Below are 20,750 nucleotides of genomic sequence, written 5' to 3' on the forward strand. Positions count from 1 at the left end.
TTTTCAAAAAACTTATTAACCTGAGTGTTGGTTTTTGGGGAAAAGACGCTCTATCCCCTTATTTTCCAAATCAACTGAATTACTGAAGCCTCCGTTTCACTTCTTCAGCCAAATTAGCCAATCCTACTTCTACTTGTTCGCCTGTTTTCAAATCTTTAAGCGATGACTTTTGTGCTGCTGCTTCATCTGCACCAATAATTACACAGAATTGAATTCCTTGTTTATCAGCTAACTGGAATTGTTTACCTAAAGGACGCTTATCAAAGTTAGTTATAACATTAATGCCCGACTTACGCAGATTTTGTGACACTTTTAAATAAGTGGGCATTAAATCTTCTTGCATATTCACAACCATCACCTGTGCAGGTGTGGCAGCTAAGGTATTGAGAATACCAGCTTTTAATAAGCGACTAATTAAGCGAGTTAAGCCGATAGAAATTCCTACTCCGGGCATTTTTTCGCCTAAGAACATCCCTACTAATTCTTCATATCTACCGCCAGAACAGATACTACCTAAAGCTTCATGTCCTATTAGCGTTGTTTCGTAAACTGTGCCAGTATAGTAATTCAAACCACGCGCAATAGATAAATCTATACAGTAACGATTTTCGGCAACTCCGAGATTGCGGACACCTGCAATCACTGTTGATAATTCGGAAACTCCCAAGCCAAATTGCTCGGATTCTGGAAGATTTTGTGATAGATGATTAAGTTTATCTAATACCTCATCAACTGTACCATCAATCTTAATAAAATCAATAATTTTCTGTGTTTGCTCTAAATTTATACCTTCTTTTTCTAATTCTTGTTTGGCTTTTGATTCACCAATTTTCTCTAGGTTGTCAATGATGCCAATACACGACTTAATTTGATTTTCGACAATTCCTAATGATTGAAAAAAACCTGTAAGAATTTTGCGATTATTGATGCGAATTACAAAATCACCGATATTAACTGCTTCAAATATTTCAGTAATAATTGCAGGCATTTGAGCATCATAAAGTAAACTCAATTCTCGACGAGCTACTACGTCAATATCGCACTGACGAAATTGGCGGAATCTTCCATCTTTTGCTCTTTCACCACGAAAAACAGCATCCATCTGGTAACGAGCAAAAGGAAAGGTTAATTCATTGAGGTGACGAGCTATATACGCCGCTAAAGGAACTGTTTGGTCAAATTTTAAAGCTCTAGCTTCTGAACCTGTTTCACCTGCTTTATCTTTTTCTGCTTGCCGATTGGGTGGTAAGATGGGGTCGATACCATAAATAATATTGTCACCCTGATTTCCCTTTGCCTGTAATACTTCTAAACGCTCAACTGCGGGAGTTTCAATCGGTGTAAATCCGTAACTTTCAAAAACTCTCCGAATGGTATCTAGCAAGTATAATTCTAAACGTTTTTCACTAGGAAGAAATTCAGGAAAGCCACTGGGTGTGGAAAAGTTTATTTTGTCACCTTTTGTCATGTTTTGTCCTTTAGCTATTTTAGAAAATAGAGGTTGTTTGAAAAGTGGTTGGCTGTGATTTTAGGCACTTATTGATCCCCCCTAGCCCCCCTTAAAAAGGGGGGAAGAATCAAAGTCCTCCTTTTTAAGGGGGATTTAGGGGGATCTAGAACGTTTTGCTACCGACAAAAAGACTTTTAAAACATCCTCTTAGATTTTAAATTTTAAATTATAATGAGCTCCTTGATATAAAACTTGAGTCTATTTGCTCAAATAAGGGTGCGTTATACTTCGTTAACGCACCCTACAAATTAATAATTTATTAACTAAATCATCTTGAAAGTTTTAAATTGCTATCGTACTCGTTCTTCTTGGATTAAGGTACGTTGGTAAATTTGATGATTTTTAAACCAGTGCCATGTACGAGCGCGATAGTTGTTGTCAGGACTAATTTGGATCATTTCATATAAGTACATTTCTGGTACTGTCTTATAAGAAAACCACAAAATTACTGTGGAATCGTCAACTTCCCAAGCTTTTCCTTGAATGCGATCGGTGTCAAATAAAAGAGTTTTATCTTGATAGGTTCCAGGAAATCTATGCTCCTCTTGTTTCTCATCAGACCATTTGTAACGATTAATTTGATAGTAGGCATAGGGGCTATTTTCTGGAAATTGGCAGGTTAAATGAGATTCATGCCTATCAAGAATTTTTCCAGTTGTATCGACAAGTGTATACGTACCTACCCAGTCTCCTTCATGACGGGCTAGCACGGGCATTCCTTCTCTAATATTAGGCATAACAAAACTCCTTTTAATCTGATAACTGGCTAATAAACTATTACCCATTATCAAACCACCAAGGGTCGCTTGCAGAGTTGGTTTTAATTAAGAAAGCTTTTTTGCGCGTGAACCGTTTGATAGCTGCTGGCCCCATGCGCGAACCGCCCAAGCCGGAGAACTTGAAGGCGTTTTTTTCGCCTTCGTGCATGATAGCAGTGAGCGCAGCATCATTGATACTAATGCCACCTGCATCGATTTGCTGGGCAACTTCTAAGGCTAATTGTTCTGAACCTGCAAACACAGCCGCACTCAGTCCATAAATAGTGTCATTGGCTAAGTGAATCGCTTCTTCAACTTGAGAAAATGGCATTACTGGCATAATTGGGCCAAAAGTCTCTTCAGTCATCACTTTCATTGAATGGTCAACCTGGGTGAGAACGGTGGGACGACACCACCAACCCCCGCCTAATTCTTCAACTTGACCGCCGCAGTGAACTACTGCTTTTTTTTGGACTGCATCTAAGAGATGATCGCTAATAATTGCTGCCTGTCTTTGGGCAATGATCGGGCCAATTCCGCCATCTTCAACTGTAGGGTGAGCTAATTTTAGTTGTTGGGCTTTGGCTGTCAGTTGTGTAACAAATTTATCAAATATCGATTCTGCAACGTAAATTCGCTCAATTGAGAGGCATGATTGCCCAGTGTTAACAACTGAACCCCACAAAATTGCTGAGGTGGCTAAGTTTAAATCAGCTGATTCTAAGACGATCGCCGGGTCTTTACCTCCTAATTCTAAAAAAGCTGGAATAAATCTTTTCGCTGCGACCTCAGCAACTTTTCGCCCTGTTGCTACACTGCCTGTAAAACAGACTAAATCTACATTTTCAATTAAAGCGGCTCCTGTTTCACCTGCGCCTTCAATAAAAGTGAATACGTCGCGCAACTTGGGAACGGCATTCAGTGCTGTTATGAGTGGTGCTACAAATCGAGGAGCAATTTCACTGGGTTTGACAACAACAGCGCAACCTGCTATCAATGCCGGAATTGCATCAATTGTAGACAGTAAAAGTGGAAAATTCCACGGGCTAATTACCCCGACTAACGGGTAAGGCACAGATGTTTGCTGCAAGGCGATAAACGGGATGGCTGTGTTTTTTGCGGTTTCTTGCAGTAATTCTGGCCCTAACCGACACCAGCGATCTATGCTAGCGAGGAAGGAGTCAATTTCCATGATTGAGATTGACAATCTACCTGTATCGTTGACCAAAGCCTCAGTCAACCGATCGCGCCTGGACAATAAAGCTTCCTTCCATTCCTGTAATGCTTCAATTCTTCCTTCTACACCCAACTCTTGCCAACGAACTTGCGCCCTCCGCAGACGATTACATAGCTGCGCCAGCAGTTTCGGAGGCGGCGGTATAATCACATAATCAAATTTTCCAGTCCGGGGATTGCGGACTTCTATAGATTTACTCATTATTTATTTGTCATTAGTCGTTAGTTATTAGTTACAGCAGATTGCAACTTTAATTTTTATTCAGTCAGTAGTTAGGATACTTGCCGAAGCGAGGTTTTTGATTTTAAATTCTGAATTTTTTAATCCCCATTCCCCAATTAAAAAATCTGTCTGTCAAATTACTCCCAGCTTGGCTAGGCGTTCAATGGTCGCTTGCTGGGTTTGGATAAAGTGTTTGCGATCTACTTCTGTTTCCAGCATAGTATTTGCTGGGTAAAAATGCGACTGACGATAACTGTCTGCATATAGCTCAAATCGCTGGCGTGAAAGTAAATTATTTAACCCTGGTCTGCGGCGATCACGGCGTAAGGCAGCTAAGTCAATCTCTGCAAAAGCTGACATACTTTCGCCTGTAGCTGTCTGTGCTAATACTATTCCGCGATAGTCAATGATTTTAGAACCGCCATCAGCCGAAGCTTCAGGAATAGGGATATTAGCGATGCCTGCTGTATTAGCGGAAACTACATATGCTGTATTTTCCACGGCACGAGAGATTTTGGCTGCGTCTTTGGGTGTGAAATTGCCATAAATTTCTGATGTCGAGTGCAGAAAAATTTCTGCTCCGCGCATTGCCAAACACCTTGCCACTTCAGGATATAAGATTTCTTCGGATGCCAATGCTGCCAAATTACCGATCGCAGTTTTCGCAACCGGAAAAACTCCATCCAATCCGTAGCAGTCAAGGTACTTATCCCAAACATCGTGCGGTGTCGGAGCAAACATTGAATTTAACCGTCGATACCGCAAGACAACTTCTCCCGATGGATCGATGACAAAGCAGGTTTGAAAGTACAAACCCGGAAAATTAGGATCGAGTTCGTAAGCATTGCCAGCTAAAAAAATCCGATGTTTTTGGGCAATATTACCTAAAGCTTCATACTCAGCCCCATCTATTTCCAGACAAGCTTTTTCTGCCCACATCGCCAGCGATTCTCCGCGAGGGAAACCTGTAAGGAAATATTCTGGCAGCACAATTAAACGGCAGTCCAAACCAATAAAAGCGATACTGGCAGCAATTTGTTGTGCCAAGCGATTGATACTATTGTGCATCAGAGAACGAGCCTCTTGGCGATCGCCTGCCTGATTGACTGCATGACACGTAACTTGCAGCGCCAAAGCTCGGAATGACTCGATATTATCGGGGTAGACTGCCATGTATTTACTTTGTGGAAATTTTAACTGCCACTTTTAAGGATACGATCGCTGTGGGGTGGCGATCGCATAGCATATTGTTGATAGTTACCTACAACTATGATGGCTATTAAAAAAATTAAAGTGAAGTTGACACAGCTCGCTAACATTAAAATGAAGTTGTAGGCTTGTTGAAGAAATCAAAATTCTCTTGAAATTTTTTTTATAGCTCCCAAACACGACGAAAATATTACTCTTGAGTCTTATCCATGTCGGAAAATAACCCAAGCGAATTTCCAGTAGCATCGCCGTGGAAAGTTGCCATCATTGGTGCTGGTCTTGGAGGTTTGACAGCTGCGTTAGCGCTACGAAAACAAGGCATTGACGCGCAAATCTATGAAAAAGCACGGGAATTGCGACCAGTGGGTGCTGGTCTTACCCTTTTTCCCAACGGCTTGAATAGTCTCCATGCCATTGATGCAGGTATAGTCGAGTCGCTGAAACGCGCAGGCAGCCAAACCCGCATGTTGAACTTGAAGAAAAGCACCGGAGAAGTAATAACACAAAGCCCAATTCTTCTGATGGAGAAATACGGGCAACCGATGCTAAACATTCGGTGGTCGCGCTTGCAGGAAATACTCGCTGCTGCACTGCCAACGGATGCCATCCACCTCAATTCTCGGTGCATAGGCTTTCAACAAAATGACCAAGCTGTAGAGGTTTACTTTGAAGATGGCAAAAAAGTTCAGGCAGACTTACTGATAGGAGCTGATGGGATAAACTCCGCAGTCAGGCAGACACTTATTGGAGACGGTTCTCCTCACTATTCTGGGCGCTTGTCTTGGCGTGGTGTAGTTCAATATCGCCACGAACTTCTACATTCTGATGAATCAACTTTTACGCTTGGAACTGATGGCAAAAACTTCAACCTGATTGATGTGGGTAGTGGATACATATATTGGGTTGCTGGAGCATTATGGGCGGATGATAATTGCCTCCAAAATGCCGCAGAAGTAAAATCTCGCGTTTTAGAGGTATTTGCTGAATGGGCAGAACCCGTACAGGCGCTCGTAGAAGCAACAAATGCCAAGGACATTGTGGAAAGACCAATATACGACAGACCGCCATTGCAGAGTTGGAGCCAAGGTAGGGTAACGCTTTTGGGTGATGCAGCACATCCAGTAGTGCCAGTGTTAGGACAGGGAGCAAATATGGCTTTTGAAGATGCATCAGATTTGCAAGAGTGCCTTTGTTATGCACCCAGTATTGAAACAGCCCTTGCTAGCTATGAAAATAGTCGCATACACCGCACCCAAGTCATTCAAGCTCGCAGTGCATTCCAGGGCGCTCGTTCTTATGACGCTGACAGCGATACATTTCTGCGCGGTGTTGCAGAACAAGCACAGATGAGTCAGTCAGAGTTTGAAGATTGGCTTTATAGCTATAAGGGAACAAAGCTTTAATAATTTATTGTTAATTTTAATACTCTTGGCTCCAGTGGAAGGTAAAAAATGAACAAAGTTCTGCTGATTGGCGTTACTGGCGGTACTGGTGGAAATGCCGTCAAAGGATTTCTCGAACAGGGAGTCACCAACCTGCGTGCCATTACAAGGAAGATTGACCTGAATCGTCCTTCCCTGTCAAAGTTAAATGATGCTGGAGTCGAGCTGGTTGAAGCCAATCTTGATGATGTAAACTCCCTCACAGCAGCTTTTACAGGAGTTTCGGCTGTTTACTGCCATGCTACTTCCGCCGATTCTAGTAAGCCCGATCCCCTAGAGGTGGAAAGAGCCAAGCAAGTTGCACAAGCTGCAAAGCAAGCCCAAATTACTCACTTTGTCTACAATTCCGCAGGCGGCGCGGATAGAAATTCTGGCATTTCTCACATTGAGCAAAAGTACAAAGTCGAGCAAATTCTGAAAGCAGCAGGCTTACCAACAACTATGTTACGGGCTTGCTTGTTTATGGAGGAGTTTTGGAAAAAGTACACGCGACCGTCTATCCTCAAAGGTAGTTTTCCCTTTTCCATTCAGCCTGATAGACCTCTACATTTGATTGCAACCAAAGACATGGGACGTGTGGCAGCTTATGTGATTAAACATCCTTCCCAGTACATCGGTAAAGAAATTGAGTTAGCTGGGGATGTACTGACTCCCAAACAAATGGCAGAGGTCTTTTCCGAGGCGCAGGGAATGAAAGTTGTCCACAAAGAAACACCCGCTTGGATTTTCTTACTGCTTTGGCAAAAAGAACTGTTTACTTTGATTCAGTGGTATCGCAACAAAGGTTATCAAGCTGATGTTGAGCGTTTGCGAGCAGAATTTCCGGGACTTTTGACTACATTTAAGGAATTTCTGGAAGAAACTCATTGGGCAAACCCAGAATTAACTTATGAAAGTTTGTGATCTTGTCGCTGGCGATCGCATAATTATTGTTAGCACAAAAATTTGGAGTTATTTTTTTACTTTCTGCTCAAATATTACATATTTAAAGTTAGATTTTCAGCCTGGGAGATTTAATTGCGATTTCTGATGGGGAAACTTGTGGCTTGTAAGTTGGATGATAGTAATATAAGAGCCATTGAACATTTAAATATTAGATTATAGGACTCATATTTGATTTTTGAACAAAATTCAGTACACCTTTATTCCTTCTTCCCAGTCCCCAGTCCCCAATCCCCAGTTTCTTACCTCTACGAGTGATTCAGAAATCAAATCGGATTGCTATATAATCAATAGTTAAAGAAATTGCTAATTATCAGTACAGCATTTATAACTATTCAAAAAAGTTAAGAAAAGATGTGATTCAAAAAAAAATAATTTGGAATTTGATAAATAAAGGAGTCAGATATGTGTTATTGTTTTTATAGGAATCAAAAACGTAGAAATGCAAAAGACTTCAAGGTAAGATTGAGGTAAACTCAACAAAGTCCTTTTGCTCTGGTAAGTCCACTTCAATATCGTTACAATTTTTTGTAGCGGAAAGACAGAGCTAAACAAGCAGGATAGTAACCTTAGTCAAAACTTGAAGTAAATCATCAATTGTCAAGGTTAGAGACAGTAAAACTTGGCTAACCTAGCTAGTATTACCTGGCAGATACAATTAATCTAGGAGCCTGGGAAGAAAGACTCTTAGTAGAGCCTGGTAAATATTTAGAAATCAGAATATTGCAAACTTATTCGTGTGCATTAACTACGCTCCGAATTAGTGATTTTTGAGGAATATTTGGAAGCACCAGCATAGCGATCGCATAGTAATTTGGGATATTAGCTGGTTTAATTACAATTAGAAGTCTTTAGTAGCTATAACACAAGCAACATCGAGTAAGTTGTAGCGACCATGGAGAGTGGATTGCAATTCTGGTTGGTTGGGTTCAGGGGAAATCCCTGTATAAATTTGAATTGCCGCTGTAACCACTCTTAAGGTCTGAGCAGCCGCATGGAATCTTGCTGCAACAAACTTGCAATGCTTTAGTCAAGGTTTTTAAAGCTTCATCATCAGGAAATATCAATTTTTCCTAGATGAAAAACTAGCACCCATAAGTAGAAAAATTATCTGGCTTTGCGTCTGGTAGCACTTCCAATCATATTCCTTGTGCGATGTCTGACAACAAGGTGCTTTGCATCTACGCAAATTCTTATCGCTGTTTACTCTAGAACCTTATATTCAAGGTAATTTGGTCATTGGTTAATAGTCATTAGCCATTCTTCAAATACAGGACTAATGACTAAATGATCAACGCAAACTTAGCAACACTTGAATATTTTCTGGAGTTTAAATGTTTTGGCCCTGGTGTGTTCGTCGGCAAATGTTAATGCTAACAACGACCAAGCTTGAACGCCTCAGGTAAACCTTCAGACCCATCAACCAACTAATTGCAGGAAAACACAAATCATGGCTATTGACCAAAAAATCAGACAGATAGCTTTCTACGGTAAAGGCGGTATTGGTAAATCTACTACTTCTCAAAACACCCTAGCTGCTATGGCAGAAATGGGTCAACGGATTTTGATTGTAGGTTGCGACCCCAAAGCAGACTCCACCCGTTTGATGCTGCACAGTAAAGCTCAAACAACCGTTCTGCATTTAGCTGCTGAACGCGGTGCTGTAGAAGATTTAGAACTCCACGAAGTGATGCTGACCGGTTTCCGGGGTGTGCGTTGCGTGGAATCTGGTGGCCCAGAACCAGGTGTAGGTTGCGCTGGTCGTGGTATTATCACCGCCATTAACTTCTTGGAAGAAAACGGTGCTTACCAAGATGTTGACTTTGTATCTTACGACGTACTAGGTGACGTTGTGTGCGGTGGGTTTGCTATGCCTATTCGTGAAAACAAAGCGCAAGAAATCTACATCGTTACCTCTGGTGAAATGATGGCGATGTACGCTGCAAACAACATCGCTCGCGGTATTCTTAAGTATGCTCACACTGGTGGCGTGCGCTTGGCTGGTTTGATTTGTAACAGCCGGAACGTTGACAGAGAAATCGAATTAATCGAAACTCTGGCAAAACGCTTGAACACCCACATGATTCACTATGTACCCCGTGACAACATAGTTCAACACGCTGAGTTGCGCCGGATGACAGTGAACGAGTACGCACCTGATAGCGATCAAGGTAACGAGTACCGCACATTGGCTAATAAGATCGTCAACAACAAAAATCTCACAATTCCTACACCTATTGAGATGGAAGAATTAGAAGAGTTGCTGATTGAATTCGGTATTCTCGAAAGTGAAGAAAATGCTGCCAAGTTGATTGGCGCGCCTGCTGAAAGTACTGCTAAGTAAGAAATTTTATAGGGTTGCGAACCAATATATTTACTTTGGTTAGCTAGTTGCTCCCACAAATATTTACTCAACCCTCCTGATTAAGGGGGGTTGTTTTTGTTAAAATTATCCGTTATTTTTCAGCAGGCGATCGCGTAGCGCGTAGCGCACCCATAATTAATTAAGCAGGCAAGATTTAACAATACTGAAATCTGCCTTTGCTGAAACTAGTTCAGTAACCAAGCGCCAACTTCAGATTGATTCATTTCGTATCTGTTGGTAGCTGGGTTTGAGTTTCACTAATTGTTTAACCCTTTTGCCAGTAAGTTATATCTCTTGTAACCCAAATTTTCAGCTTTTTGCTCGGCACTTTGACATCCGAAGTTCGATATTCGAGTTCTGAAGGGGAAGTTTGAGGTTTTGAAGTCGAACTTTTGAGTTCACAGGTGCAACGTTGGTGTTCTGAAGGTGAAACTTCGAGTTCAGAAGGAGAAGTTTCGAGCTTTTTGCTCGGATGTTGGTGTTCTGAAGGTGAAACTTCGTGTTCAGAACAGGAATTTTCCTGTTTTTTACTTGAATATTGGTGTTTTGAGGACGATACTTCGTGTTCTGACGTGCAACTTTCGAGTTCAAAGGCTGAATGATGGTGATGCGAACACCTAGTTTTCTACTTTTTATCACAATTTTTTTGCGAAAAAGACCGATAACGGCATGATTTATTCATTAGCCCAACCCACAAACCTGTAAATCTACAGTGAAAACAGTATCCAGTGCTATTTACAAAGCGGGTATCTTCTTTGCACCTTGGTCAATAGTGGTTGCAATGACAACAGGGATACTACTTAGTATTCCAACTGCAAGTATAGCGCAACAACAAACCAATCCTTCTTCAGGTGAGCAACAAGCAGGACTAAAGGAAGCTGAACAACTTAATCAACAGATAAAAAATTTAGACCATGCATGAGCCTGAATAATTTGGCACACCTGTACCAGGTACAGGGAAAATATCAACAGGCTGAACCTCTGTTGCAACGCTCTTTGGTTATCTATGAGAAGGCACTGGGTAACGAACATCCTGATGTTGCCCGTAGCCTGAATAATTTGGCGCTACTGTACCAGGCACAGGGAAAATATCAACAGGCTGAACCTCTATATCTACGCGCACTAAATATCTTTGAGAAATTAGTCGGTAAGGAACATCCTAACGTCGCCATTAACCTGAATAATTTAGCATACCTGTACCAGTTACAGGGAAAATATCAACAAGCTGAACCTCTGTATCTACGCGCACTAAATATCTTTGAGAAATTATTGGGTAAGGAACATCCCAATGTCGCCATGAATCTAAGTAATTTGGCGCTACTGTACCAGGCTCAGGGTGATATTACTCGTGCGATTGAATTTTCACATCGTGGGCTAGAAGTTGAAGAACGCAATCTGAATCTGATTTTTGCTGTCGGTTCAGAACAAAGAAAACAAAGCTACGTGAGAACTTTTACAGGGAGAACTGATTCAGCTATTTCCCTATCCCTGCAAGAAGCTCGCAATCAAAAAGCAGCAGCTTCCTTAGCATTAACTACTGTCCTTCGTCGTAAAGGACTGGTGTTAGATGCGATGGCTGACAGTATCCAAATACTACGCACTCAAGTTGATAAAAACCCCGAAACTCAAAAGTTATTTGCTCAATGGTTGCAAGTACAACAGCAACTATCAGCATTAGTATTCTCTCAACCAGAAAAACAAACTGCTAACTCTAAAACTCAGTTAGAACAACTCGAAACAAAAAAAACAGAATTGGAAGCAGCGATTAGTCTTAAAAGTGCTGAATTTCGCACACAAACTCAACCACTAGAATTAACGACAATTCAAGCCAAAATACCTCAAGATGCAGCTTTAGTAGAAATTGTCCAGTATCAACCATTTAATGCTAAAGCCAAAACAGATGCCCAAAAGTGGGGTAAACCGCGTTATGCAGCGGCGGTATTACATTCAGAAGGTGAACCAAAGTGGCTTGATTTAGGAGAAGCCGCAGCAATTGATCAATTGGCTGTGAATTTACGAGCAGAGTTAGCAACAGGAAGACCATTTAAAAAACTTGCCCGCACTTTTGACCAACAGATAATGGAACCAATTCGTCCTTTGTTGGGTAATGCGCGTCATATTTTAATTTCTCCAGATGGGCAATTAACAGTCATTCCTTTTGAAGCATTAAAGGATGAGCAAGATAAATTTTTGATTCAGCGTTACACTTTTTCTTATCTCACCAGTGGGCGGGATTTGTTACGGTTTCAGCCAAATATAAACAAAACTTCTGCTCCCGTGGTGCTAGCAGATATTGACTATGACAACCAAGTACAAACTGTAGCCGCAGCGAAAGCAACTGCTGTGCGAGGTGAGCAGAATTTACGCTCAACTGACTTAGCAAACCTGGTATTTGACCCTTTAAGCGCGACTAAAGATGAAGCCGCAGCCATCAAAAAAGTCTTGCCTGATGCCAAGGTTCTCTTAGGTCAAGATGCCACAGAAACCGCTATCAAAGAACTTCAAAGTCCCAGTATTTTACATCTGGCTACCCACGGTTTTTTTATTACTGATATTGAACAAAATCTGAATGCTTCACGAGAATTGGAATTAACACCACGCCCAACCAATATTTTACAAATTGAAAACCCTCTGTTACGTTCTGGTTTAGCCTTGGCTGGGTTTAACCAACGTAAAGAAGCACCAGCAGGTAGCGATGATGGTGTGCTGACGGCGCTAGAAGTAGCTGGTTTAGATTTGCGTGGTAATCAATTAGCGGTGCTTTCTGCTTGTGATACTGGCAGTGGTGATGTCAAAGTTGGCGATGGTGTTTATGGTTTGCGCCGTGCTTTGGTAATTGCCGGTTCTCAAACTCAGATTTTAAGTTTGTGGCAAGTGGATGATGCAGCAACTAAAGATTTGATGGTGAAGTATTATCAGAACTTGAAGGCTGGTCAAGGCAGACATGAAGCTTTACGTTCTGCACAGCTAGAATTGCTCAATAGCTCCAATTATCAGCATCCCATGTACTGGGCTGCCTTTGTTCCCTCTGGTAATTGGACACCTTTAAGCAGCAAATAGTTTTGAGACGATGCTCAATCCTCCTGTTGCTGAAACTGACTCAGTAACCAAGCTCCAACTTGAGATTGATTCATTTCTCGACTACGGCGTAAAGCTTCTTCTAATAAGGCGATCGCCAATCCTGGCAAAACCTGCGATACTTGAATACGTTTACTACCCTGGTCTGCAATAGTATATGCAATGATTTGGGCATTTTGCACATCTACTACCCAATATTCAGCAACGTCTAACTCTTCGTAGAGACTTCGCTTTGTACCCAAGTCATCAAGTAAAGAAGTTTTCGCAATCTCAATCACTAAATCTGGTGCAGGATAGCGATCGCAGTTGACAATTCCTGTACCAGTAGGGATAGATTGGGCACGTTCTCTGAGGTAATAAGCTACATCAGGCTGACAGTCCTGAATTCCAGTTTTACGAAAGGTAGTTGTGTCTAAACCTGTAGCTGGAATTCCTTGGAGTGTTGCAAATAGAGTCACCGCAAAGATAATTACAACATGGTTTTGACCATGATCAAAACTAACTGGTGGCATCTCCAGCCTCATGTGTCCTTTGTAGTAGTAGCTTTTTCCCTTCTCGTTGAGCAAGTTGGCGATCGCTTGCTCATACTCATCCCATGAAGCGTAAATCCATGTATCCGTTGGTAACTGGGTTTGAGTTTCACTCATTACCTAACCCTTATGCCAGTAAGCTATATATCTTGTAACTCAAGTTCTCAGTTATTTGCTTGCTTATTTGATATTTGTACTCAAAGATTTAAGTTTTACAAGATAAGTTTCAGATTTTGAACTCGAAATTTTCAGTTCAAAGGCTGAATGATGGTAATGGAGACACCTAGTTTTCTACTTATTATCACAAAATCTTTGCAAAAAAGACCGATAACGGCATGATTTAATCAATAGCCAAACCCGTAAATCTGTAAGTTGACAGTGAAAAAATTACTCAGTGCTATGAATGCAGTAAGTATCTTGTTCGCACCTTTGCCAATAGTTGTGGCAATGACAACAGGGCTACTGTTAAGTACTCCAGTTAAAGGTATAGCCCAACAGCAACCTACTACATACTCAGCAGAGCAGCATGCAGTTTTAAAAGAAGCTGATCAGCTCAATGAACAGGTGTTAAAGTTATACCAAGAAGGCAAATATACTACTGCCATACCCCTAGCAGAACGCGCATTAGCTCTCAGAGAGAAAATATTAGGTAAGTTACATCCAGATGTCGCCACAAGTCTGAATAATTTGGCACTACTGTACGATGCACAAGGAAACTATCAACAGGCTGAACAGCTTTATCAACGCTCTCTGGCTATCTTAGAGAAAATACTGGGTAAAGAACATAGAAATATCGCTACGAGCCTGAATAATTTGGCTACGCTTTACCGAGCACAGGGAAAGTATTCACAGGTTGAACCCCTGTTGCAACGCTCTTTAGCTATTTTAGAGAAAGTACTGGGCAACGAACATAGAGATGTTGCCAATATTCTCAATAGCTTGGCACTAATGTACGATGCACAGGGGAAATATCCACAAGCTGAACCTTTGTATCTACGTTCTTTAGCTATTTATGAGAAACTACTAGGCAGGCAACATCCATCTGTGGCCAATAGCTTGAATAATTTGGCTGCACTTTACCAAGCACAGGGAAAGTATCAACAGGCAGAACCTCTATATCAAAGGGCATTATCTATCTATGAGAAAGCGCTGGGTAAAGAACATCCAGATATCGCCCTCAGCCTGAGTAATTTAGCTGCATTATATCAAGCACAGGGGAAGTATCAACAAGCTGAACCTCTATTTAAGCGCTCCATAGCTATTAGAGAAAAGGTACTGGGCAAAGAACATCCTGATGTTTCCACTAGCCTGAATAATTTAGCTGGACTGTATCAAGAACAAGGAAAATATCAACAGGCAGAACCTCTGTTTCAACGTGCTTTAGCTCTCAGAGAGAAAGTACTGGATAAGGAACATCCATCTGTCGCCACTAGCTTAAATAATTTAGCCGCGCTATATCGATTACAAGGAAACTATCAACAGGCAGAACCGCTGTTTCAACGCTCTTTGGCTATTAGAGAAAAAGTATTAGGCAATGAACATCTATCTGTCGCCCAAAGCCTGAATAATTTAGCTGGATTGTATCAAGACCAAGAGAAATATCAACAGGCAGAACCTCTGTTCCAACGCTCTTTGGCTATTAGAGAGAAAGTACTAGGCAATGAACATCCATCTGTCGCCACTGGCTTAAATAATTTAGCACTACTATACAGGGATGAGGGCAAATATCAACAGGCAGAACCTCTGTTTCAGCGCGCTCTAGTTATCTTAGAAAAGTTACTGGGCAAGGAACATCCATTAGTTGCCAGTAGCTTAAATAATTTAGCCGGATTGTATCAAGATCAGGGGAAATTTCAACAAGCAGAACCTCTGTATCAACGCTCTTTGGCTATTTATGAAAAGTTACTCAGTAAAGAACATCCAGATATTGCCCTCAGTTTAAATAATCTAGCTACATTTTACCTAGCACAGGATGATAGCAATCGTGCTACTGATTTTTTACGCCGTGGGCTAGAAGTTGAACAACGTAATCTGAATCTGATTTTTGCTGTAGGCTCAGAACAAAGAAAACAAAGGTACGTAAAAACGTTTTCAGGGACAACTGATATTTCTGTTTCCCTTTCCCTGCAAAAAGCTGGCAAAAATCCAACAGCCGCATCTTTAGCGCTAACTACCGTGCTACGTCGCAAAGGGCTGGTGTTGGATGCGGTAGCTGATAGCATTCAAATACTACGCAGCCAACTTGAAAGTAACCCAGAAACAAAAAAATTATTTGCTCAGTGGTTGCAAGTTCAACAGCAACTCTCATCACTAGTATTTTCTGAATCAGAAAAACAAACTGCTAACTCTAAAACTCAGTTAGAACAACTAGAAGCAAAAAAAGCACAATTAGAAGCAGCGATTAGTACTAAAAGTGCTGAATTCCGTACACAAACCCAACCAGTCGAATTAGCAGCGATTCAAGCCAAAATACCCAAAGATGCTGCTTTGATAGAAATTGTCCAGTATAAACCATACAATGCCAAAGCTAAGACATATGCCCAAAAGTGGGGTAAAGCGCGTTATGTAGCGGCGGTATTGCGCTCACAAGGTGAACCAAAGTGGGTTGAATTGGGAGAAGCCGCAGTAATTGATCAATTAGCTGTGAATTTTCGCGCTGAGTTAGCAACAAAAAGACCATTTAAAGAAAATGCTCGCAAATTATACCAACAAGTAATGGAGCAAATTCGTCCTTTATTGGGAAATGCGCGTCATATTTTAATTTCTCCAGATGGACAATTAACAGTTATTCCTTTTGAAGCCCTAAGAGATGAAAAAAATCAATTCCTGATTCAGAATTATGCTTTTTCTTATCTCACCAGTGGGCGGGATTTGTTGCGTTTTCAGTCTGGTGTTAACAAAGCTTCTGCGCCTGTAGTGCTGGCAGATATTGACTATGACAACCAAGTGCAGGCTGTTGCAGTAGCGAAAACAACTGGTGTGCGAGGGGAGCAAAATTTACGCTCTGGTGACTTGGCTCAGTTGGCATTTGACCCTTTAAACGCGACTAAAGATGAAGCCGCGGCAATAAAAAAAGTCTTACCTAATGCCAAGGTTCTCTTAGGTCAAGATGCCTCAGAAACCGCTGTCAAACAACTTCAAAATCCCAGTATTTTACATCTGGCTACCCACGGTTTTTTTATTACTGATATCGAACAAAATCTAAATGCTTCACGGGAAATACAACTAACACCGCCCCCACAAAACATTGTACAAATAGAAAACCCTCTGTTGCGCTCTGGTTTAGCCTTGGCTGGGTTTAATCAACGTAAAAAAGTACCAGCAGGTAGTGATGATGGTGTGTTGACAGCGCTGGAAGTCGCTGGTTTAGATTTGCGTTCCACTGAATTAGTGGTGCTGTCTGCTTGTGATACTGGCAGTGGTGATGTCAAAGTTGGCGATGGTGTTTATGGTTTGCGCCGTGCTTTGGTAATTGCCGGTTCTCAAACTCAGATTTTAAGTTTGTGGCAAGTGGATGATGCAGCAACTAAAGATTTGATGGTGAAGTATTATCAGAACTTGAAGGCTGGTCAAGGCAGACATGAAGCTTTACGTTCTGCACAGCTAGAATTGCTCAATAGCTCCAATTATCAGCATCCCATGTACTGGGCTGCCTTTGTTCCCTCTGGTAATTGGACACCTTTAAGCAGCAAGTAATCTCAGAACTTGGAGTTTCAACCTTTTTGCTCGGACATTCGACCTCAAAGCTCGGAGTTTCGACCTTTTTACTCGGATGTTTGACTTCAGAACTCGAAATTTCGGCCTTTTTGCTTGAACGTTTGACTTCAGAACTCGGAACGTTGACCTTTTTACTTAAATGTTCGAGTTCTGAGCCTCAAAGATGCACTTCAAAGGTGCAATCACCGAGCTATTTTCTACAACGCTGCTTCTTTAGACTTCACTTTTTTAGACTTACGGACGAAACGTTGTCCCATTGCCTCGACTACTGCATCTAATCCTGCCCCCTGTCCACTGGCTTTGGCGTAGTTATACACTTGTAAGGCAGAGGCAAATGCTTCACTACCAACTGCCAGAGATGTATCATCTACCAATTCTTGCAATTGCGTCAGCGACAATAACAAAGGATACAACGCTTCAAATAATTCTACGTCCTTCCGCATCTCATCCAGGTCAAACGATCGCGGTAAAAACTCTGGGTTCTGTGTGGCTACCTCTAATGCTTTGCTAACAAAGGCGCGGCTTTTATCTCCCATCTTGGGTAAAGCTTTACGCTCATCTGCACTCAAATCAACTAAAAATGGTAGCTTTTGTTTAATGGTGGTAATCGCTTGCAACACGGCTTCTCTCTCTTTTTGGGCCAAGGTTGCACTAATGGGGCTTCTGGACATGGAAATTACTCTCAAGTATGTTTGTCTAATTTAGAGTGCCCAGATATACAACATAAATATTAGTGTTGTATTCCCTAATGTAGAGAATTACGGTTTGATTTGAATGGAATACACGCTTTGAAGAATCAATTGTTATGAGGGCACAACATTGTTGTGCCCCTACGATTGTCTGATTAGGTTAGTTTTGTGCGATCGCCCGTATATTGCCAAGCCTGTTCTAGAAGAACAGGCTCCCTCAAAGCGGAGCTTTGAGGCAACCGCACTCTGTGCGGTTGGGCAACAGGGCGCGCTACGTGATCGCCAGAATAAATAAATTTTTTAACGAACCGCAAAGGACACGAAGGACACGAAGGGAAGAATAAAAAGGTATTGTTTCAATGTACTAGTGAGAATCGGGCTAGTGTTTCTTTCGCGCCAAACTCATACAATCGGCGTAAATGGTTGGTAACTGCATCAATAAAAGGCGGTGACTGGGATAAATCGCCAAAAATCTCCGTGAGGTTGAGCATTGGTTTGGCATCGGAACCACTGGTACGAGCAAGTTGCGTGAGAGTTCCTGCTATTGGATCATCAATGGGAATGGCGTTACCTTGGTCATCGTTGGCGTTGAGGTAACGGAACCAAGCTGCTACTGTTAAGCTCATGTATTCAATTGCTCCTTTTTGCCGCAGTGCGTCACGGACTGAGCCTAAAACAAATTTTGGCATTTTGGCGGAGCTATTGAGGCAAAGACGCGGCAGTTGATCGCGTATCTTGGGATTGGCAAAGCGTTCTATTAAGGTTTTTTTGTAATTATCTAAATTAATCCCCGGTACAGGTTGGAGTGTGGGCGTAACTTCTGCCATTAATTGCTCAACGGCTTGCCTAATTAAGGGGTCAGCCATGACTTCATGGACGTAGGTGTAGCCTGCTAAAGTGCCGAGATAGCCAATTAACAGATGACTGGCGTTGAGTAACCGAATTTTCATCATCTCGTAGGGATGAACATCGCTGGTCATCTGCACGCCCACGTCTTCCCAATCTGGTCTACCTGCACAGAAATTGTCTTCGACTACCCACTGAAGAAACGGTTCGGCAACAACAGGAAAAGCATCATTGATGTTAAATTGTTCCGCCACCATTTTGATATCTGCTGGAGTTGTGGCGGGAGTAATGCGATCGACCATACAGTTGGGGAAGGCTACCTGTTCAGCAATCCAACGTCCTAATTCCGGGTTCTGCATTTGGGCAAATGCAGTCAACATTTTGCGGGCAATGTTGCCGTTACCTTGCAGGTTGTCGCAAGACAACACAGTAAACGGTGCTATTCCCTGTTGACGGCGGCGATCGAGGGCTGCTGTCAAAAAGCCATATACTCCAATTGGCTGGTCGGGATTCTGTAAATCGTACTGAATTGTTGTATGATTGCCATCAAATTCACCGCTACCTTCAATATAGTAGTAGCCGCCTTCGGTAATGGTGAGGGTGACGATGCGGCATTGGGGATCTGCTAAGGTGTCAATTACTGCTTGGCGGTTATCTGGGGCAAAGAGATATTTTGTAATAGCACCAATCACACGGGCGTTCTCACTTTCTGGTGACCTTTCAACTAAGGTATATAAACAATCTTGAGATTTCAGCGCATCCCGCATCCGTTTGTCGAATTCTAGTAGCCCCACCCCGCAGATTCCCCAATCACTGCCGGGATGATGATGAAGGTAGTTATCGAGATATAATGCCTGGTGTGCCCGATGAAACCCGCCCACACCGATATGGACAATGCCGTTAGTAATTTGGTGGCGATCGTACTGAGGTATGCGGACGTTATTTCCTAAACGAGACAAAGATGCTTCATTCAGCTTGATTGCTGAACCTGTGCTGATATTGCTGTTCATGGGATTGATTCATGGTTAGGTGATGACGATGAGCTTTGGGAATAGCTTCACCGCTTTGATCGAACAAATGGCAAAGCTCGCCGTTAATGTAGATAGGAACGAAATCGTGCAATTGAACGGGATCATCTCCATCTGTTTGCACGACTATGGTGTCACCACCCGCAATTTTGATGTAGAGATAGGTTTCCCCGCCCAGTCTTTCTACAACTAGTACTTCACCATTGATGCTGGGGTTATTGCGATCGAGCCGCAGATGTTCGGGACGAATTCCTAATGTTGCGCGATCGCCAGCCGAGAGGGTCTTGGGCTTCACCGGAATCATTACAGTTGCGTCACCAGGAAGTCTAACTGTTGTCCCAGAATCAGTAACCGTTGATACCGTGACCGGGATAAAGTTCATTTTCGGTGAACCAATAAATCCAGCAACGAATAAATTGCGGGGATGGTGGTACAGTTCTAGGGGCGAACCCATTTGTTCGATGATGCCGCCTTGCAATACCACAATCTTGTCGGCAAGGGTCATTGCTTCAACCTGGTCGTGGGTGACGTAAATCATCGTGGCTTGCAGGCTGTCGTGTAAGCTGGCAAGTTCAATCCGCATCTGCACCCGCAAAGAAGCATCCAGGTTAGATAGTGGCTCATCAAACAAAAATACTTTGGGATTCCGCACCAAAGCACGACCAATCGCCACCCGTTGGCGTTGTCCTCCCGATAGTTCTTTGGGCTTGCGGTTCAAGAGTGGTTCTAGTTGCAGAATGCGGGCGACTTCACGCGCCCTTTCAAAGCGTTGGGCTTTCGGCATACCTGCAAGCCGGAGACTAAAGGCCATATTCTCCGCCACAGTCATGTGGGGATATAAGGCATAGGTTTGAAACACCATTGCCAAACCGCGTTTATCGGGGGGTATATCATTAACTTTCTGTCCATCAATGAACAAATCGCCGGAGGAAATTTCCTCAAGTCCAGCAATCATGCGGAGTAAAGTAGATTTTCCGCAGCCGGATGGGCCGACGAAGACAACAAACTCGCGATCGTTTATGTCGAGGTCTATGCCTTTGATGATTTCTGTGTCGGCGTAGGTTTTATGGATATGTCTTAAAGCAACTGTTGACATAAAATTTTTCTATTAAGGGGGTTGAAGAAAAGAAATTCTCACGCAAAGGCGCAAAGGCGCAAACAAGAGTGCAAGAGTTTT

Annotated in this window: 15 protein-coding genes; 7 read left to right on the forward strand and 8 right to left on the reverse strand. The window is 42.3% G+C overall.

The window, feature by feature from the left end:
- Positions 1–79 precede the first annotated feature (79 nt).
- The 4 genes from hisS to AC5JL8_RS08125 all read right to left on the reverse strand — a co-directional run bounded on the left by hisS (position 80) and on the right by AC5JL8_RS08125 (position 4,900).
- Positions 80–1,468, reverse strand: coding sequence for a histidine--tRNA ligase (hisS, locus tag AC5JL8_RS08110; RefSeq protein ID WP_495879266.1), 1,389 nt, complete (start codon positions 1,466–1,468; stop codon positions 80–82).
- 332 nt (positions 1,469–1,800) lie between these two features.
- Positions 1,801–2,247, reverse strand: coding sequence for a DUF3598 family protein (locus tag AC5JL8_RS08115; protein WP_495879267.1), 447 nt, complete (start codon positions 2,245–2,247; stop codon positions 1,801–1,803).
- 40 nt (positions 2,248–2,287) lie between these two features.
- Positions 2,288–3,706: an aldehyde dehydrogenase family protein gene (locus AC5JL8_RS08120; RefSeq protein ID WP_495879268.1), complete on the reverse strand. Its 1,419-nt coding sequence runs from the start codon at positions 3,704–3,706 to the stop codon at positions 2,288–2,290.
- A 153-nt stretch (positions 3,707–3,859) separates the two neighbouring features.
- Entirely contained in the window at positions 3,860–4,900 is a 1,041-nt protein-coding gene (locus tag AC5JL8_RS08125) for a nitrilase-related carbon-nitrogen hydrolase (RefSeq protein ID WP_495879269.1), read from the reverse strand.
- A 245-nt stretch (positions 4,901–5,145) separates the two neighbouring features.
- Here AC5JL8_RS08125 and AC5JL8_RS08130 point away from each other — a divergent pair, with 245 nt between their 5' ends.
- The 5 genes from AC5JL8_RS08130 (at position 5,146) to AC5JL8_RS08150 (ending at position 12,745) form a co-directional block, all read left to right on the forward strand.
- A complete protein-coding gene (locus AC5JL8_RS08130) occupies positions 5,146–6,339 on the forward strand; it encodes an FAD-dependent monooxygenase (RefSeq protein ID WP_495879270.1) in 1,194 nt (397 codons plus the stop codon).
- Positions 6,340–6,387: 48 nt separating this feature from the next.
- Positions 6,388–7,281, forward strand: coding sequence for an NmrA family NAD(P)-binding protein (locus AC5JL8_RS08135; RefSeq protein WP_495879271.1), 894 nt, complete (start codon positions 6,388–6,390; stop codon positions 7,279–7,281).
- Positions 7,282–8,770: 1,489 nt separating this feature from the next.
- On the forward strand, positions 8,771–9,664 hold the full coding sequence (nifH, locus tag AC5JL8_RS08140) for a nitrogenase iron protein (protein ID WP_495879272.1): 894 nt from the start codon (positions 8,771–8,773) through the stop codon (positions 9,662–9,664).
- A 733-nt stretch (positions 9,665–10,397) separates the two neighbouring features.
- Positions 10,398–10,607 (forward strand): hypothetical protein, encoded by a 210-nt coding sequence (locus AC5JL8_RS08145; protein WP_495879273.1) that lies wholly within the window; start codon positions 10,398–10,400, stop codon positions 10,605–10,607.
- Positions 10,604–12,745, forward strand: a complete 2,142-nt coding sequence (locus AC5JL8_RS08150) for a CHAT domain-containing protein (protein WP_495879274.1) — start codon at positions 10,604–10,606, stop codon at positions 12,743–12,745. Before AC5JL8_RS08145 ends, AC5JL8_RS08150 begins: the two co-directional genes overlap by 4 nt.
- A 14-nt stretch (positions 12,746–12,759) precedes the next feature.
- Here AC5JL8_RS08150 and AC5JL8_RS08155 read toward each other — a convergent pair whose 3' ends face one another.
- Positions 12,760–13,410 carry a Uma2 family endonuclease gene (locus AC5JL8_RS08155; RefSeq protein WP_495879275.1) on the reverse strand — a complete coding sequence of 217 codons (651 nt, stop codon included), beginning with the start codon at positions 13,408–13,410 and terminating at the stop codon, positions 12,760–12,762.
- A 282-nt stretch (positions 13,411–13,692) separates the two neighbouring features.
- On the opposite strand from AC5JL8_RS08155, the gene AC5JL8_RS08160 reads away from it, so the two are divergent.
- Positions 13,693–16,989, forward strand: coding sequence for a CHAT domain-containing tetratricopeptide repeat protein (locus tag AC5JL8_RS08160; RefSeq protein ID WP_495879276.1), 3,297 nt, complete (start codon positions 13,693–13,695; stop codon positions 16,987–16,989).
- A gap of 218 nt (positions 16,990–17,207) precedes the next feature.
- On the opposite strand, the gene AC5JL8_RS08165 is transcribed toward AC5JL8_RS08160, so the two are convergent.
- Positions 17,208–17,681 carry a hypothetical protein gene (locus tag AC5JL8_RS08165; protein WP_495879277.1) on the reverse strand — a complete coding sequence of 158 codons (474 nt, stop codon included), beginning with the start codon at positions 17,679–17,681 and terminating at the stop codon, positions 17,208–17,210.
- A 148-nt stretch (positions 17,682–17,829) separates the two neighbouring features.
- On the opposite strand from AC5JL8_RS08165, the gene AC5JL8_RS08170 reads away from it, so the two are divergent.
- Positions 17,830–17,994, forward strand: coding sequence for a hypothetical protein (locus tag AC5JL8_RS08170; protein WP_495879278.1), 165 nt, complete (start codon positions 17,830–17,832; stop codon positions 17,992–17,994).
- A 61-nt stretch (positions 17,995–18,055) separates the two neighbouring features.
- On the opposite strand, the gene AC5JL8_RS08175 is transcribed toward AC5JL8_RS08170, so the two are convergent.
- Both AC5JL8_RS08175 and AC5JL8_RS08180 read right to left on the reverse strand, forming a co-directional pair.
- The gene (locus AC5JL8_RS08175) at positions 18,056–19,555 is read right to left on the reverse strand and encodes a mannitol dehydrogenase family protein (RefSeq protein WP_495879279.1); all 1,500 of its coding nucleotides are present in this window, start codon (positions 19,553–19,555) and stop codon (positions 18,056–18,058) included.
- Positions 19,512–20,669: an ABC transporter ATP-binding protein gene (locus AC5JL8_RS08180; protein ID WP_495879280.1), complete on the reverse strand. Its 1,158-nt coding sequence runs from the start codon at positions 20,667–20,669 to the stop codon at positions 19,512–19,514. Before AC5JL8_RS08180 ends, AC5JL8_RS08175 begins: the two co-directional genes overlap by 44 nt.
- Positions 20,670–20,750 lie beyond the last annotated feature (81 nt).

The sequence above is a fragment of the Mojavia sp. genome (assembly GCF_059505145.1).